Raw genomic sequence first — 14,743 nt, 5'->3', positions numbered from 1 at the left:
CGTATTACTCCTTCGCCTCGTTGCGGCCCAAGTGGAACGCCGTGACGGCCGCGGCAAGCAGCAGCATCGAGGCGAGTTCGACCACCAGCAGGTAAGGGCCGAACAGGCTGATGCCCACGGCCTTGGCGCTGACGGTGGTTTGACCGATACCGGCACCGCTCTGATGGCTGAACAGTACGTACAGCAGTTCAGCCAGCAGCAGCGCGGCCAGGATGACCGGGCCGATCCAGATGCCGGGCGTGAGCCAGATGCGCTCTTGCTGAGCCGCGGCCGGGCCGAGGTTCAGCATCATCACCACGAACACGAACAGCACCATGATGGCGCCGGCGTAGGCGATCACTTCCAGGGCACCGGCGAACGGCGCGCCAAGGCTGAAGAAGGTCATGGCCACGGCGATCAGCGAAATGATCAGGTAGAGCAGGGCGTGCACAGGGTTGGTATTGGTGACCACACGGAGTGTGGAGACAACCGCAACACCTGACGCGAAATAGAAAGCGAATTCCATCTTTCTTCCTTAAGGCAGCAAGCTCTTCACGTTGATCGGCTCGGCTTCATTCTGCGCGGAGCCTTTTGGCTTACCGGCAATGGCCATACCTGCAACACGATAGAAGTTGTAATCAGGGTTCTTTCCGGGACCGGAGATCAGCAGATCTTCCTTCTCGTAAACCAGGTCCTGACGTTTGAACTCGGCCATCTCGAAATCCGGTGTCAGCTGGATCGCGGTGGTCGGGCAGGCTTCCTCGCAGAGGCCGCAGAAAATGCAGCGCGAGAAGTTGATGCGGAAGAAGTCCGGGTACCAGCGACCGTCTTCGGTTTCAGCTTTCTGCAGCGAGATGCAACCCACGGGGCAGGCCACGGCGCACAGGTTGCAGGCTACGCAACGCTCTTCGCCATCGGGGTCGCGGGTCAGGACGATGCGGCCACGGTAGCGTGGAGGCAGGTAGACCGGCTCTTCCGGGTATTGCAAGGTGTCGCGCTTGCGAAAGCCATGGCCGAAGACCATGACCAGGCTGCGCAACTGGGTACCAGTACCCTTAACGATGTCGCCAATATATTTGAACATGGGTCAAATCCTCACTGAACCGCAACCGCAGGTGTGTTCCACAACACAACCGCAGCGGTTATCAGCAAATTGATCAGGGTCAGTGGCAGGCAGAATTTCCAGCTGAAGTCCATCACCTGGTCATAACGCGGACGCGGGATGGAAGCGCGCAGCAGGATGAACAGCATGATGAAGAACGCGGTCTTCAGTGCGAACCAGACGAAGGACAGTTGCGGCAGGATGCCGAACGGACCGTGCCAGCCACCGAAGAACAGGGTGACCAGCAGCGCCGAGATCAGGATGATGCCGATGTATTCACCGACGAAGAACATGCCCCACTTCATACCGGCGTATTCGATGTGGTAGCCGTCGGCCAGTTCCTGCTCCGCTTCCGGCTGGTCGAAGGGGTGACGGTGAGTCACGGCCACGCCAGCGATGAAGAAGGTACAGAAGCCGAAGAACTGCGGAATGATGAACCACAGGTTCTGCGCCTGGTACTCGACGATGTCGCGCATGTTGAACGAGCCGACCTGTACCACGATGCCCATCAGGGCCAGGCCCATGAACACTTCGTAGGACACGGTCTGCGCCGAGGCACGCAAGCTGCCGAGCAGGGCGAACTTGTTGTTGCTCGACCAGCCGGCGAACAGTACCGCGTAGACCGACAGACCGGCCATGGCGAAGAAGAACAGCAGGCCGATGTTCAGGTCCGCCACGCCCCAGGTCGGGGTGATCGGGATGATCGCGAAGGCGATCAGCAGGGCGGACATGGCCACCACCGGTGCCAGTGTGAAGATCACCTTGTCGGCAAACGGTGGAGTCCAGTCTTCCTTGAAGAACATCTTCAGCATGTCGGCTGCGATCTGGAACATGCCGAACGGGCCAACACGGTTCGGACCGTAACGGTCCTGCCACCAGCCCAGCAGGCGACGTTCGACAAAGCTCAGCAGCGCACCGGCGATCACTACGGCCAGCAGGATGGCGATGGCCTTGACGACCGTCAGGATCACGTCGATCACTTCAGGGGTAAACCAACTCATTGTGCCGCCTCCTGCAGACCATCAACGGAAATGCCTGCGATTGCCGGAGGAATACCCGCCAGGCCGGCAGGCAGGCCCACCAGGCCAGCACCCAGCTCTTCGTTGATGCGCAGCGGCAGACGCAGGGTCTGGCCAGCCACGTTCACCGCGAGCAGGGCACCGTCGTTGACACCCAGGCGATCCGCTTCGGATTTGGCCAGAGCAACGTACGGAGCCGGGATGCGCTCCTGCACCGGAGCGGCTTTCGAAGAGTTTTCCTCGCTGCCGAACAGGTGGTAGAACGGCACGGCCTGCCAGGTGCCCGGGGCCGGGGAGAAGGCCCGTGGCACGCTGGCGAACCAGTTGAGGCGGTCGCCCTGGGTTTCGATCAGGCGAGTGCCCGGGTCACCGGCGCGCAGGTGGCCACCGACTTCGTCCTGGAACTTGTTCCAGGCCTGTGGCGAGTTCCAGCCCGGAGACCAGGCGAACGGCACTTGCGAGCGCGGTTCGACGGAGCCCGAGTAACCTTCCATGGAGTAGGCGAAGGCGGTATCCGGATCTTGCGGGGTACGTGGCTCGTGCACGCTCTGGTTGGCGCGCATGGCGGTACGGCCACTGTAGCGCAGCGGTTCGCGCGCCAGTTTCAGGCCCTTGATGCGGAACGCCGCGGAAGGTGCGGCATCGACGATGCTGGCCAGTTGCGCCGTGCTCGCGGCGCACGCTGCGGTCACGTGGTCCAGTTGGGTCCAGTCCACCGGCTTGTTCAGCAGGGTGCTGCGCAGGGCGTGCAGCCAGCGCCAGCCTTCGTGGACCATGATGCTGGCGTCCAGGTAGGTCGGATCGAAGACCTGGAAGAAGCGCTGGGCGCGGCCTTCCTGGCTGACCAGGGTACCGTCGCCTTCGGCAAAGCTCGCCGCCGACAGCACCAGGTGCGCGCGCTCGACGGTAGCGGTTTGTTGATGATCGGCAACGATCACCACCTTCGCCGCGTTCAGCGCTGCATCCACCTTGGCCGCGTCGGTGCGGGTGTACAGGTCGTTTTCCAGTACCACGATGGCGTCGGCACGGCCGTCGATCACCGCCTGCAGGGCGGCGTCCACGGATTCGCCGCCGAGCATGGCCAGGCCGAGGCTGTTGGCCTCTGGCACCACCAGGCTGATGGAGCCGGCTTTCTCGCGTTGCTTCAGGGCCTTGGCGATGTTGGCCGCGGCTTCGATCAGTGCCTTGGAGCCCAGCGAGGTACCGGAAATGATCAGTGGACGCTTGGCTGCCAGCAGGGCATCGGCGATGCGCTTGGCCAGTTCCAGGGCTTCGCTGTCCAGGCCTTCCACGGCAGGGGCGCTGGCGTCGATGGCGTGGGCCACGGCAAAACCGATGCGCGCCAGGTCGTCTGGAGCGGCGTGTACACACTCCTCGGCCACGTCGTCGAGCTTGGTTTCAGCCAGGCTGGCGATGAACAGCGGGTTCAGCGCGTGCTGGCCGATGTTTTTCACCGCAGCGTCGAGCCAAGGCTGGACGCGCATGGCATCGGCCATTTCCTCGGCCTTGCCCTTGACCGACTGGCGCAGGGCCAGGGCCATGCGTGCGGCGGTCTGGGTCAGGTCTTCACCGAGAACGAAGACGGCGTCGTGGTCTTCGATGTCGCGCATGTTCGGAACCGGCAGCGGGCTGTCGTTCAGGACCTGCAGAACCAGGCGGATGCGCTCCAGCTCGGAGGCTTCGATACCGGAGTAGAAGTGCTCGGCACCGACCAGTTCCTGCAACGCGTAGTTGCTTTCCAGGCTGGCGCGGGGCGAACCGATACCGACGATGTTACGGCCACGCAGCAGGTCTGCGGCCTGATCCAGTGCCTGGTCCAGGGTCAGCTTGGTGCCATCGGCCAGGCGTGGCTGGCGTGGACGGTCCTTGCGGTTGACGTAGCCATAGCCGAAGCGGCCACGGTCGCAGAGGAAGTACTGGTTCACCGAACCGTTGTAGCGGTTCTCGATGCGGCGCAGCTCGCCGTAGCGCTCGCCCGGGGAGATGTTGCAACCGCTGGAGCAGCCATGGCAGATGCTCGGCGAGAACTGCATGTCCCACTTGCGGTTGTAGCGCTCGGAGTGAGTCTTGTCGGTGAACACGCCGGTCGGGCAGACCTCGGTGAGGTTGCCGGAGAACTCGCTTTCCAGGGTGCCGTCTTCAACGCGACCGAAGTACACGTTGTCGTGGGCGCCGTAGACGCCCAGGTCGGTGCCGCCGGCGTAGTCCTTGTAGAAGCGCACACAGCGATAGCAGGCGATGCAGCGGTTCATCTCGTGGGAAATGAACGGGCCGAGGTCCTGGTTCTGGTGGGTACGCTTGGTGAAGCGATAACGGCGCTCGTTGTGGCCGGTCATCACCGTCATGTCCTGCAGGTGGCAGTGACCGCCTTCCTCACAGACCGGGCAGTCGTGGGGGTGGTTGGTCATCAGCCACTCGACGACACTGGCGCGGAACGCCTTGGATTCTTCATCGTCGATGGAGATCCAGGTGTTGTCGGTGGCCGGGGTCATGCAGGACATGACGATACGACCACGGGTGTCGTTCTCGTCGGTGTACTGCTTGACCGCGCACTGGCGACAGGCACCGACGCTACCGAGAGCGGGGTGCCAGCAGAAATAAGGGATGTCGAGGCCTAGTGACAGACAAGCCTGTAACAGGTTGTCCGCCCCATCGACTTCGAGCGCTTTGCCGTCTACGTGGATAGTGGCCATGGTTCAAAGTTCTTCGTTGGCCCGGTGTCAGCGGGCGTGGCTAATGGAATCTTGTTATGCGTGCGAATCAACACAGCCGTTCACGGCGTCATCGCACGTCGAGCGCAGGGCACGGACCCGGCGCCCTCATTTAAGCGTTACGCGCCGACTACGATCGGTCGGGCCAGAGGCGGGACGGCGGCGCTGGTGGGCGCGATGCCGGCTTCGAACTCTGGACGGAAATACTTGATGGCGCTGCCCAAAGGCTCCACGGCACCCGGTGCGTGAGCACAGAAGGTCTTGCCTGGGCCGAGGAAACCCACCAGGCCCAGCAGGGTCTCGATGTCCCCTTGCTGGCCCTGGCCTTTTTCCAGGGCCATCAGCAGCTTGACGCTCCAGGGCAGGCCGTCGCGGCACGGTGTGCAGAAGCCGCAGGACTCGCGGGCGAAGAACTGCTCCATGTTGCGCAGCAGGGACACCATGTTGATGCTGTCGTCCACCGCCATGGCCAGGCCGGTACCCATCCGGGTGCCCACTTTGGCGATGCCGCCGGCATACATCTGGGCGTCCAGGTGCTCGGGCAACAGGAAGCCGGTACCGGCGCCGCCTGGCTGCCAGCACTTGAGCTTGAAGCCGTCGCGCATGCCGCCGGCGTAGTCTTCGAACAGCTCGCGCGCGGTCACGCCGAAGGGCAGCTCCCACAGGCCGGGGTTCTTCACTTTGCCGGAGAAGCCCATCAGCTTGGTGCCGTGGTCTTCGCTGCCTTCGCGGGCCAGGGATTTGTACCATTCCACGCCGTCGCCGATGATCGCCGGCACGTTGCACAGGGTCTCGACGTTGTTCACGCAGGTCGGCTTGCCCCACACGCCCACGGCGGCAGGGAAGGGCGGCTTGGAGCGCGGGTTGGCGCGACGGCCTTCCAGGGAGTTGATCAGTGCGGTTTCTTCACCGCAGATGTAACGCCCGGCGCCGGTGTGGACGAACAGCTCGAAATCGAAGCCGCTGCCCAGGATGTTCTTGCCCAGAAGGCCTGCGGCCTTGGCTTCTTCCACGGCACGACGCAGGTGCTTGGCGGCGGTGGTGTACTCGCCCCGCAGGAAGATGTAGCCGCGGTAGGTCTTGAGTGCGCGAGCACTGATCAGCATGCCTTCGATCAGCAGATGGGGCAGTTGCTCCATCAGCATGCGGTCCTTCCAGGTGTTGGGCTCCATTTCGTCCGCGTTGCACAGCAGGTAGCGGATGTTCATGGATTCGTCTTTGGGCATCAGGCCCCACTTCACACCGGTGGGGAAGCCCGCACCGCCGCGACCCTTGAGGCCGGCATCCTTGACGGTCTGCACGATGTCGTCCTGGGACAGGTCGGCGAAGGCCTTGCGGGCCGCCGCGTAACCGTTCTTGGCCTGGTACTCGTCGAACCAGACCGGCTCGCCGTCGTCGCGCAGGCGCCAGGTCAGGGGATGGGTTTCTGCGGTGCGCGCAATGCGGTTCGCAGGACCGAAAGAGGTCAGGGTCATACGTAGCCCTCCAACAGTTTGGCCACGCCAGCAGGCTGCACGTCGCCGAAAGTGTCGTCGTCGATCATCAGCGCCGGTGCCTTGTCGCAGTTGCCCAGGCAGCACACCGGCAGCAGGGTGAAGCGGCCGTCGGCGGTGGTCTGGCCGAGGCCGATGCCCAGCTCGCTCTGGATCTGGCTGACCACGGACTCGTGGCCGCCGATGTAGCAGACCATGCTGTCGCAGACGCGAATGATGTGGCGGCCCACTGGCTGGCGGAAGATCTGGCTGTAGAACGTCGCCACGCCTTCAACGTCGCTGGCAGGAATGCCGAGGATCTCGCCGATGGCGTAGACCGCGCCGTCAGGCACCCAGCCACGTTCCTTCTGGACGATCTTCAGGGCTTCGATGGACGCCGCGCGCGGGTCCTCGTAGTGATGCATCTCGTGCTCGATGGCCGAGCGCTCGGTTTCGCTCAGGGCGAAACGGTCTGTCTGGATAAGCGTGCTGTTCATGCTTAGCGGTCCACGTCGGCCATAACGAAGTCGATACTACCCAGGTACGCGATCAAGTCCGCGACCATGCTGCCGCGGATCACCGAAGGGATCTGCTGCAGGTGAGCGAAGCTTGGGGTACGGATCCGGGTGCGGTAGCTCATGGTGCCGCCATCGCTCGTCAGGTAATAACTGTTGATGCCCTTGGTCGCTTCGATCATCTGGAAGGATTCGTTGGCCGGCATCACCGGCCCCCACGAAACTTGCAGGAAGTGCGTGATCAAGGTTTCGATGTGCTGCAGGGTGCGCTCTTTGGGTGGCGGCGTGGTCAGCGGGTGATCCGCCTTGTACGGGCCTTCCGGCATGTTGCGCAGGCACTGATCGATGATCTTGATGCTCTGGCGCATTTCCTCGACGCGAACCATGCAGCGGTCATAGGCGTCACCGTTGGCGGCCAGCGGCACTTCGAACTCGAAGTTCTCGTAGCCGGAGTACGGACGGGCCTTGCGCAGGTCGAAATCGCAACCGGTGGAGCGCAGGCCGGCACCGGTTACGCCCCATTCCAGGGCTTCCTTGGTGTTGTAGGCGGCAACGCCGATGGTCCGGCCCTTGAGGATGCTGTTCTGCAGGGCAGCCTTGGTGTATTCGTCGAGGCGCTTGGGCAGCCATTCGACGAAGTCCTTGACCAGCTTCTCCCAGCCACGCGGCAGGTCGTGGGCGACGCCGCCGATGCGGTACCAGGCCGGGTGCAGGCGGAAGCCGGTGATGGCTTCGATCACCGTGTAGGCGCGCTGACGGTCGGTGAAGGTGAAGAACACCGGGGTCATGGCGCCGACGTCCTGGATGTAGGTACCCAGGAACAGCAGGTGGCTGGTGATCCGGAAGAACTCGGCCATCATGATGCGGATGACGTCGACCTTCTCCGGCACCTTGATGCCGGCCAGTTTCTCGACCGAAAGCACGTACGGCAGGTTGTTCATCACCCCGCCGAGGTAGTCGATACGGTCGGTGTAAGGGATGAAGCTGTGCCAGGACTGACGCTCGGCCATCTTCTCGGCACCACGGTGGTGGTAGCCGATGTCCGGTACGCAGTCGACGATCTCTTCACCGTCCAGCTGCAGGATGATGCGGAAGGCACCGTGGGCCGAAGGGTGGTTCGGGCCCAGGTTGAGGAACATGTAGTCCTCGTTGGCACCGGAACGCTTCATGCCCCAGTCTTCCGGACGGAAGCGCGCGGCTTCTTCTTCCAGCTGCTGCTTGGCCAGGTTCAGGCTGAACGGGTCGAACTCGGTGGCTCGGGCCGGGAAGTCCTTGCGCAGCGGGTGACCTTCCCAGGTCGGCGGCATCATGATCCGCGAGAGGTGAGGGTGGCCGGCAAAGTCGATGCCGAACATGTCCCAGACTTCACGCTCGTACCAGTTGGCGTTAGGCCAGATACCGGTCACGGTGGGCAGGCTGAGGTCGCCTTCGGACAGGGCCACCTTGATCATCACGTCGCTGTTACGTTCGATCGACAGCAAGTGGTAGAACACGCTGAAGTCGGCACCTGGCAGACCCTGGCGCTTGGTGCGCAGGCGCTCGTCCACGCCGTGCAGGTCATAGAGCATGACGTACGGCTTGGGCAGGTTGCGCAGGAAAGTCAGGATTTCAACGAGTTTGGAGCGCGTAACCCACAGCACCGGCATGCCGGTGCGGGTGGCCTGGGCGGTGAATGCCTCAGGGCCAAAACGGTTATTGAGTTCGACGACCACATCCTGGTCGTCAGCCTTATAAGGCGGGATGTACAGAGCACTGCCTGTAGTCATGGTTTTTTATCGCTTTCGGTCAACGTAAAGAGTGAAGCCAGGTTCGTTTCTTTGTAAGAACAGAACTGGATCAGACTTCGTCAGGGCTGCGCAGGTTGGTGACCTGTATACGCTGTTCGCGGCGCTGTTCCTTTTGCGACGGCATCTCGGCGCGATACACGCCTTGGTCGCCGACGACCCAGGAAAGTGGGCGACGCTCCTGGCCAATGGATTCCTGCAAGAGCATCAGGCCTTGCAGGAACGCTTCGGGGCGGGGCGGGCAGCCAGGTACGTAGACGTCCACGGGCAGGAACTTGTCCACCCCCTGGACTACCGAGTAGATGTCGTACATGCCGCCGGAGTTGGCGCACGAACCCATGGAGATAACCCATTTCGGCTCGAGCATTTGCTCATAGAGACGCTGGATGATCGGCGCCATCTTGATGAAGCAGGTCCCGGCGATAACCATGAAGTCCGCCTGACGCGGCGATGCCCGGATAACCTCGGCGCCAAAGCGCGCGATGTCGTGGGGCGCCGTGAAGGCGGTGGTCATTTCCACGTAGCAGCAGGATAGGCCGAAGTTGTACGGCCACAGGGAGTTCTTACGCCCCCAGTTGACCGCGCCGCTCAGCACGTCTTCGAGCTTGCCCATGAAGATGTTTTTGTGGACCTGATCCTCTAACGGATCGGAAACGGTTTCCCGTTCGCCGATCGGATACTGATCGTTAGGAGCATCGGGGTCGATCCGGGTGAGATTGTATTGCATCGCCAAAGCCTCATTGTTTTAGCTTCGCCTGCCGCTTACGACGACCTTCCGGAGCCCAGTCAAGAGCCCCCACCCGCCAAAGGTAGACAAGACCTGCCAACAGAATTGCTATGAAAACGAGAGCTTCGACGAATCCGGTCCAGCCGCTTTCGCGGACGGACACAGACCAGGCAAAGAGAAAGAGGGCTTCGATATCGAAGATCACGAAGAGCATCGCGACCAGATAGAATTTGGCTGAGAGCCGCAAGCGGGCGCCACCGGTAGGTAGCATGCCGGACTCGAACGGTTCGTTTTTGCTGCGGCCCCAGGCTTTTGACCCGAGGAGGCTGGAGACGCCGAGCATGAAGGCGCAAAGGCCGACAACGCCCAGAAGGAAAATGGCAAAGCCCCAGTTGTGGGCCATGAGTCCTGTCGCTTCGGGCATGCTGGTAATCCTTAACAGAGAGCAAGAGTCTCTGAGCTTGATAAAGAAATAAAGCAGTGACGATATGTCGCAGCGCAATCAATCGCGCTGATTTTATGGCTAAACACCGGGCAAGTAAAATTTCTAAAGCGAAATTGTTTATCGTAATAAGGACATAGCTCACCCCGGTAGCCCCGTAAGCCGCGGCCTGCGGGCATTAGGGGAGGTTTTGTTAATTATGTTTTGTAGCGGCTGTAACGAAAGTTACAACCGCTAAATGATAATCAATATTGTTTGGAGGCTGTTTTAATCTGCTTTCCTTCGGGGTGTGGGAAAGTTGCTTGTTATATCCCTGTTACTGCAAGTAGCAGGGGCGCACCTTTTAACCTCTTTCGCCCTTGCTAACACCGTCCTGGATCAATGTTTGGCCAGCTTTTTTGCAGGGGCGGGCATGGCGAGGCTTTTGAGGAGGGCGCGCAGGGTAGAGGTTCGCCGGCAAGCCGGCTCCTACAGGAGGGGGGCAAAAAAAACGCCCCGAACCAGTCGGGGCGTCAGCTGTACAGCAATGCAGTTGTTTTTACCGGGTCTGCATTGGCCGCTCGATCAAGCCGTGAGGCCTAAATCAGTGGAACTGTTCTTCTTCGGTGGAGCCGGTCAGCGCGGTTACCGAGGACGAGCCACCCTGGATCACGGTGGTCATGTCGTCGAAGTAGCCGGTGCCCACTTCCTGCTGGTGAGCCACGAAGGTGTAGCCCTTGGCGGCGTCAGCGAACTCTTGCTCTTGCAGTTTCACGTAGGCGGTCATGTCGTTGCGGGCGTAGTCGTGCGCCAGGTTGAACATGCTGTGCCACATGTTGTGGATGCCGGCCAGGGTGATGAACTGGTGCTTGTAGCCCATGGCGGACAGTTCGCGCTGGAACTTGGCGATGGTCGCGTCGTCCAGGTTCTTCTTCCAGTTGAAGGAAGGCGAGCAGTTGTACGACAGGATCTGGTCCGGGTATTCCTTCTTGATCGCCTCGGCGAAGCGACGGGCTTCGTCCAGGTCTGGCTTGGCGGTTTCGCACCAGATCAGGTCGGCGTACGGAGCGTAAGCCAGGCCGCGGGCGATTGCCTGGTCCAGGCCGGCTTTCACTTTGTAGAAGCCTTCCTGGGTGCGGGTGCCAGTCACGAATGGCTGGTCGTACGGGTCGCAGTCCGAAGTCAGCAGGTCAGCGGCGTTGGCGTCGGTACGGGCCAGGATGATGGTCGGTACACCGGCAACGTCGGCCGCCAGACGGGCAGCGGTCAGCTTCTGTACGGCTTCCTGGGTTGGAACCAGTACCTTGCCGCCCATGTGGCCGCACTTCTTAACGGAAGCCAGTTGGTCTTCGAAGTGAACGCCGGCGGCGCCTGCTTCGATCATGCTCTTCATCAGCTCGTAGGCGTTCAGTACGCCGCCGAAACCGGCTTCAGCGTCGGCCACGATCGGTGCGAAGTAGTCGATGTAGCCGTCGTCGCCCGGGTTCTTGCCGGCTTTCCACTGGATCTGGTCGGCGCGACGGAACGAGTTGTTGATGCGCTTGACCACGGTTGGAACCGAGTCCACCGGGTACAGCGACTGGTCGGGGTACATGGATTCGGCGGAGTTGTTGTCCGCAGCCACTTGCCAACCCGACAGGTAGATCGCCTGGATACCGGCTTTAACCTGTTGTACAGCCTGGCCGCCGGTCAGGGCGCCCATGCAGTTGACGAAATCTTTATCAGGACGGAAGGACGGCTTGGCACCTTGGGTGACCAGGTTCCAGAGCTTCTCGGCGCCCATGCGTGCCAGGGTGTGCTCGGGTTGAACCGAGCCACGCAGACGGACCACGTCGGCAGCGGAGTAGGTGCGAGTCACGCCTTTCCAGCGCGGGTTTTCAGCCCAGTCTTTTTCAAGGGCTGCAATTTGCTGTTCGCGTGTCAGTGCCATGGAGATAAACCTCGTCGCGTCTTGTGTAAAAAGTCGTTCTTGGTTGGAGAATTCCGGCTCCGCCGATCACGCGTCATAACGCTGCGTAAAAGGCTGCTCGCTGACCAGGAAGCTTATGGCGGTCAAGTCGGGTCTGGCGGGGATGGCGACGGGTGAACGATGGGCTCGAGGGGAAAGTGAGCAGGTGAAGGCGAGCTGCGGGGCGCATGCCGGCGTCGTGGGCCTTGGTGCGTTCCATCAGTGTGTTGCCGATCTACCTAATTACGCTTCCGTCCCTCGGGACAACTTCGTTCCAGTCGCAATCTCGTCAAACACACCTTGTGGGCGGTACAGACACGAATCGGCTCAGGTGGGTAGGTTAGAGCGGCGATCCGAAGGCCCTTGCCAGGGCCCCTGATTAGCGGGAGCGAGGCCATCATGCCCGCGGTTTTTTGGCTCGTCAAATGTTTTGTAGTGCTTTTTTTGTGGCACTACATCTTTGGTCTAATACGACTAATCAGTCAGTTTTTGGTGCTTTAGTCCAAGGCATCGACCTTGACCCGCAAGGTCATGTCGTCCCGGCCTTGAGTCGAGTAGCTGCGGCCCGGGCCCTGTTTATCGGCCTGGGTCTGGCGATTGACCCCGGCCAGGGTGATCCACTCGCCCAGGCGCCCGCTGACAGTCGTGTCGGTACTTTGCACGTTCACTACATCGGGACGTTCCTGGCTCATGCGGTCACGGTTGGTGCTGATGCTCAGGTGCACGGTCTCGCCGGTGACGCTGGCGGTGACATAGAAACCCTGGGTGACGTTGCGGTACTGGGTCTGGTTCTGCAGGCGCCCGTAGGGGTCGGTCTGGGTGGTGGTCAGGGGCACGCTCTGGCCGACCTGGATCAGCGCTGGCACGCCTTCGCTGGCCTGGATCTGCTGGATACCGCCGTCGCGGCTCTCGGTGCTGCGGTTGATGATCCGCGTCTGCGGTACGCCGTTGACCGAATAGCCCTGGTTGTCCTGAAGGTTGTTTTCGTTGGTGTCGACGGTGATCAGCAGACGTTTGGCCGCGGTGTCCAGTTGGGCGATAAAGGCTCGCAGTTCGGCGATCTTGTCCGGCTCGGCGTTGACGATCAGCTGGTTGCCATAGGCGCTGACCTTGCCGTCCTTGCCGAGGAAGTTCTGCGCCACCGGCAGCAGGTCGGCACTGGTGCGGTTGTTGAGGGGCACGATCTCGGTGGCGGCCATGACCGAACAGCTGAAGGTCAGCAGCAGCGTCGTGAGCAGGGTGCGTAGGGACATATCCGTTATCTCCGCGAGTAGCTGGCGTAAAGCCTTGAGTTTGACACTTTGTCGGCTTTGGGTGGGGCAAGTTGAATCGCGCACGGCAAAACGCCCCGGCATCCTAGTCTCCAGCTTAGTTGCCGGAGGAGGGATGACGGGGCGTTTTGGCTGGCCGTTGCCGCGAGCGGCGTGTCGGTCAGGCGCCGCGAACCATGTCGACGTGGGGAATGCCCGCTTCGAGGAACTCCTCGCTGACGATGGAGAAGCCCAGGCGCTCATAGAACGCCGTGGCCTGGACCTGGGCGCTGAGCATCTGCTGCTTCAGGCCGCGCTTTTCGGCTTCATCGATCACCGCGCGCATCAGCGCGTCGCCAACCTTCAGGCCGCGCCAGTCCTTGAGCACCGAAACCCGGCCCACATGGCCGTCGGGCAGCAGGCGCGCGGTGCCGATGGGGAAGTCGCCCTCGAAGGCCAGGAAGTGCACGGCGCTGTCGTCGTCGGCATCCCACTCCAGTTCGGGCGGCACCGATTGCTCGGCAATGAATACGGCTTCACGGATGCGCCGGATCTCGGCGTTGTCCTTTTGCCAGTCTGCGACACGTACGTGAATCTTATTCATCGGCAAACCCCAGGCTCCCTTGCTTGACCAGTTCACACAACAGGCCGCGCCCATCGTCATCCGCCAGCCACTGGCCGAGGTTGTCGATATGCAGGGCATCGGCGGCGCAAATCATTTTCAGCAGTTCGCGCAGCTTACCGGGAAGCAGGCGGCTTTGGCCGCTGGCGAACAGTAGCAGGTCTTCATCCACTTCCGACCAGGCCAGGCGCGCGCTCGGGTTGCGGATCAGGATCGCGCCCTGTTCCAGGCTGCCCAGCAGGTCTTCTTCTTCCAGTTCGGGTCCGGTCACCAGTTCCGGGTAGCGTGGTTCGGTCATGAACTGGCCGAACCAGGTCAGCAGCAGGCGTTCATCGCTCATGTGCTCGGCCAGCAGGCCCTTGAGCCGGTCGAGGGCGTCCTGCTGGATCTGGTGCGGGTCGCTGGCCGGCTGCACGTCGGCGTCGGTGTAGCGGTCTTCGTCCGGCAGGAACTGACCGAGGAAATCGGTGAAGTGGGTCAGGACTTCGGCGGCGCTCGGGGCGCGGAAACCGACCGAATAGGTCATGCAATCGTTCACCGCAACGCCATAGTGGGCCAGGCGCGGTGGCAGATAGAGCATGTCGCCGGGCTCCAGGACCCAGCTTTCGGTTTCTTCGAATTCGGCGAGGATGCGCAGGTCCGCGTGCTGCAGCAGCGGGCTTTCGGAGTCGCACATCTGGCCGATCTTCCAGTTGCGCTTACCAAAGCCTTGCAGCAGGAACACGTCGTAGTTGTCGAAGTGCGGGCCGACGTTACCGCCAGGTGCGGCGAAGCTGATCATCACGTCATCGATGCGCCAGCTCGGCAGGAAGCGGAAGTGCTCCAGCAGCTCGGCGACTTCCGGGACGAACTGGTCCACGGCCTGGACCAGCAGGGTCCAGTCGCGTTCCGGCAGCTTGCTGAACTCGTCTTCGGCGAAGGGCCCGCGGCGCAGTTCCCATGGGCGCTCGCCGTTTTCGATCACCAGGCGCGATTCGACTTCTTCTTCCAGGGCCAGGCCGGCCAGTTCGTCAGGTTCGATCGGGCTTTCGAAGTCAGGCAGGGCCTGACGGATCAGCAGGGGTTTCTTCTGCCAGTAGTCACGCAGAAATTCCCGTGCAGTGATGCCGCCCAGAAGTTGAAGAGGAATATCAGGATTCATGTGTAACCTATTGAAAAAGTGTACTTTTCTAGCAGGAATAAAAACGCCCGGC

The 14,743-nt window shown here is 61.7% G+C and carries 13 protein-coding genes; all 13 read right to left on the bottom strand.

Going from position 1 to position 14,743, the window contains the following annotated elements; all coding sequences use genetic code 11:
* Positions 1-4: 4 nt before the first annotated feature.
* A complete protein-coding gene (gene nuoJ / locus AC1RGE_RS09765; RefSeq protein WP_011062192.1) occupies positions 5-505 on the bottom strand; it encodes an NADH-quinone oxidoreductase subunit J in 501 nt (166 codons plus the stop codon).
* Positions 506-514: 9 nt separating this feature from the next.
* Positions 515-1,063, bottom strand: a complete 549-nt coding sequence (gene nuoI / locus AC1RGE_RS09760; RefSeq protein WP_003223795.1) for an NADH-quinone oxidoreductase subunit NuoI — start codon at positions 1,061-1,063, stop codon at positions 515-517.
* 11 nt (positions 1,064-1,074) lie between these two features.
* A complete protein-coding gene (gene nuoH, locus AC1RGE_RS09755) occupies positions 1,075-2,082 on the bottom strand; it encodes an NADH-quinone oxidoreductase subunit NuoH (protein ID WP_492584115.1) in 1,008 nt (335 codons plus the stop codon).
* Positions 2,079-4,793, bottom strand: coding sequence for an NADH-quinone oxidoreductase subunit NuoG (nuoG, locus tag AC1RGE_RS09750; RefSeq protein ID WP_011062190.1), 2,715 nt, complete (start codon positions 4,791-4,793; stop codon positions 2,079-2,081). Before nuoG ends, nuoH begins: the two co-directional genes overlap by 4 nt.
* A gap of 137 nt (positions 4,794-4,930) precedes the next feature.
* Positions 4,931-6,286 (bottom strand): NADH-quinone oxidoreductase subunit NuoF, encoded by a 1,356-nt coding sequence (gene nuoF, locus AC1RGE_RS09745; RefSeq protein ID WP_011062189.1) that lies wholly within the window; start codon positions 6,284-6,286, stop codon positions 4,931-4,933.
* A complete protein-coding gene (nuoE, locus tag AC1RGE_RS09740) occupies positions 6,283-6,780 on the bottom strand; it encodes an NADH-quinone oxidoreductase subunit NuoE (RefSeq protein ID WP_011062188.1) in 498 nt (165 codons plus the stop codon). Before nuoE ends, nuoF begins: the two co-directional genes overlap by 4 nt.
* 2 nt (positions 6,781-6,782) lie before the next feature.
* Entirely contained in the window at positions 6,783-8,564 is a 1,782-nt protein-coding gene (gene nuoC / locus AC1RGE_RS09735; protein WP_492584113.1) for an NADH-quinone oxidoreductase subunit C/D, read from the bottom strand.
* Between the two features lie 70 nt (positions 8,565-8,634).
* Positions 8,635-9,309, bottom strand: coding sequence for a NuoB/complex I 20 kDa subunit family protein (locus AC1RGE_RS09730; protein WP_011062186.1), 675 nt, complete (start codon positions 9,307-9,309; stop codon positions 8,635-8,637).
* Between the two features lie 10 nt (positions 9,310-9,319).
* On the bottom strand, positions 9,320-9,733 hold the full coding sequence (locus AC1RGE_RS09725) for an NADH-quinone oxidoreductase subunit A (RefSeq protein ID WP_011062185.1): 414 nt from the start codon (positions 9,731-9,733) through the stop codon (positions 9,320-9,322).
* Positions 9,734-10,334: 601 nt separating this feature from the next.
* Positions 10,335-11,660, bottom strand: a complete 1,326-nt coding sequence (gene aceA, locus AC1RGE_RS09720) for an isocitrate lyase (RefSeq protein WP_011062184.1) — start codon at positions 11,658-11,660, stop codon at positions 10,335-10,337.
* 515 nt (positions 11,661-12,175) lie between these two features.
* Positions 12,176-12,931: a secretin N-terminal domain-containing protein gene (locus AC1RGE_RS09715; protein WP_019092908.1), complete on the bottom strand. Its 756-nt coding sequence runs from the start codon at positions 12,929-12,931 to the stop codon at positions 12,176-12,178.
* A gap of 178 nt (positions 12,932-13,109) precedes the next feature.
* Complete coding sequence (locus AC1RGE_RS09710; RefSeq protein ID WP_011062182.1) at positions 13,110-13,532, bottom strand: GNAT family N-acetyltransferase; 423 nt, start codon at positions 13,530-13,532, stop codon at positions 13,110-13,112.
* Positions 13,525-14,691 carry a ribosomal protein uL16 3-hydroxylase gene (locus AC1RGE_RS09705; RefSeq protein ID WP_015636294.1) on the bottom strand — a complete coding sequence of 389 codons (1,167 nt, stop codon included), beginning with the start codon at positions 14,689-14,691 and terminating at the stop codon, positions 13,525-13,527. The genes AC1RGE_RS09710 and AC1RGE_RS09705 overlap by 8 nt, the downstream gene beginning before the upstream one ends.
* Between the last annotated feature and the right edge of the window lie 52 nt (positions 14,692-14,743).

The organism is Pseudomonas sp. GW823-FHT02C05 (assembly GCF_058797595.1).
This window is presented reverse-complemented; position numbering and strand designations above follow the sequence as displayed.

Excerpts from the sequence above, each read along its gene's own strand:
- nuoJ (WP_011062192.1), bottom strand. The coding sequence starts at position 505 with ATGGAATTCGCTTTCTATTTCGCGTCAGGTGTTGCGGTTGTCTCCACA.
- nuoI (WP_003223795.1), bottom strand. The coding sequence starts at position 1,063 with ATGTTCAAATATATTGGCGACATCGTTAAGGGTACTGGTACCCAGTTG.
- nuoH (WP_492584115.1), bottom strand. The coding sequence starts at position 2,082 with ATGAGTTGGTTTACCCCTGAAGTGATCGACGTGATCCTGACGGTCGTC.
- nuoG (WP_011062190.1), bottom strand. The coding sequence starts at position 4,793 with ATGGCCACTATCCACGTAGACGGCAAAGCGCTCGAAGTCGATGGGGCG.
- nuoF (WP_011062189.1), bottom strand. The coding sequence starts at position 6,286 with ATGACCCTGACCTCTTTCGGTCCTGCGAACCGCATTGCGCGCACCGCA.
- nuoE (WP_011062188.1), bottom strand. The coding sequence starts at position 6,780 with ATGAACAGCACGCTTATCCAGACAGACCGTTTCGCCCTGAGCGAAACC.
- nuoC (WP_492584113.1), bottom strand. The coding sequence starts at position 8,564 with ATGACTACAGGCAGTGCTCTGTACATCCCGCCTTATAAGGCTGACGAC.
- AC1RGE_RS09730 (WP_011062186.1), bottom strand. The coding sequence starts at position 9,309 with ATGCAATACAATCTCACCCGGATCGACCCCGATGCTCCTAACGATCAG.
- AC1RGE_RS09725 (WP_011062185.1), bottom strand. The coding sequence starts at position 9,733 with ATGCCCGAAGCGACAGGACTCATGGCCCACAACTGGGGCTTTGCCATT.
- aceA (WP_011062184.1), bottom strand. The coding sequence starts at position 11,660 with ATGGCACTGACACGCGAACAGCAAATTGCAGCCCTTGAAAAAGACTGG.
- AC1RGE_RS09715 (WP_019092908.1), bottom strand. The coding sequence starts at position 12,931 with ATGTCCCTACGCACCCTGCTCACGACGCTGCTGCTGACCTTCAGCTGT.
- AC1RGE_RS09710 (WP_011062182.1), bottom strand. The coding sequence starts at position 13,532 with ATGAATAAGATTCACGTACGTGTCGCAGACTGGCAAAAGGACAACGCC.
- AC1RGE_RS09705 (WP_015636294.1), bottom strand. The coding sequence starts at position 14,691 with ATGAATCCTGATATTCCTCTTCAACTTCTGGGCGGCATCACTGCACGG.